The organism is Staphylococcus sp. 231237_7MaSpsaltlick (assembly GCF_043107035.1).
Map to the genome: position 1 here is coordinate 1 of NZ_JBICNX010000138.1, position 1,231 is coordinate 1,231.

1 protein-coding gene is annotated in these 1,231 nt (G+C 26.2%); it reads left to right on the forward strand.

What is annotated here, in order from left to right:
* Nucleotides 1-134 precede the first annotated feature (134 nt).
* Nucleotides 135-911 (forward strand): hypothetical protein, encoded by a 777-nt coding sequence (locus ACF91D_RS30415; protein WP_392438472.1) that lies wholly within the window; start codon nt 135-137, stop codon nt 909-911.
* Nucleotides 912-1,231 lie beyond the last annotated feature (320 nt).

The window sequence follows — 1,231 nt, forward strand, 5'->3', positions numbered from 1 at the left end:
GTATATATGTAAATAAACAGGAATTTAATGCATTAAGTAATAACCAACGGATTAAAATGAAAGTACATAATATGGCAGAAGACTATAATGAACCAATTGAATAATATTTAAAAAACTAATGAGGATGGGGAAATATGAAAATATTAGTCGGTGTAATTCTTAGTACGTCTTTATTATTAGGAGCTTGTGGGCATGAAGAAAGAAAACCTGCAGAATTTGGGAAAACTATATCTAAGGGTGAACATATACTTCTTATAACTGATAGTAAAAATAAAGGTATAAAAGAAAATGAAAAGATAAATCAGATTGCTCACGTTAAAGATGGAAATATTAGATATTACAAAGTAAATAGTAATCTTAGGCTAAAAGGTATAAATGATAAAGAAGACGATGATTTATTAAAGTTAGCTAAGAAAGAAGACAAAGAAAAATTTGAAGAAAGTAAGGAAACGTTTAGATCAAATGAAAATTTATTAGCCATTCAAGCAAAACGAGATGGGAAAAATGACGAGAAGTTTATTGAACGAATAGATAATGTAGATGAAATGTCTTATAAATCACCAGAAAGTCACAAATTAAATATTGAAACGGTTATTAAAAATAAAAATCCTATTAAAGAAAGTTTAAATATGTCTTATGGTTCGCTGTCTTACCCTTTGTGGAGTATTTCTAAGAATATAGGCGATGAGTATGAAAAAGAATTAAAGAAAACAATTGACCCTTTTTTTGATAAGCAAATAAAAACTAAGAAGATTGGTGATGATAGATACTCTGGATTACAAAGTAATCAGCATAAAATATTGGTAAAATTAAAAGATAATCAAGCAAATATCATTTTTGATAAAGAAACTCATAATAATCCATATATAAGTACTTTCAACTATGATAAACTCCCAAAAAAGAAGCCCTAGCGCTTCTTTTTTTATATATTAATTTACAAAAATAATAAAAAACAACACAAAATACTTGAAACGTGCGTTTGTGTACGTTAAAATTAAAGAAACAATTTAATTAAGGAGTGATCAATATTGAAAATCACTACTTGTATTTAAGTAGAAAAGTTATTTAACTATGTTAGATAAAATTTATTTAGTCCCTGAGAATTGAAATTGGCGGTAAAAAACACCGCTATTATATTTACCTTAAAATTTACAAAAATAATAAAAAAAACTATATTTTTAGGAGGATGAAAAATGAGCCAAAGCAAAGAATTAGATGTAAGAGAAATGTA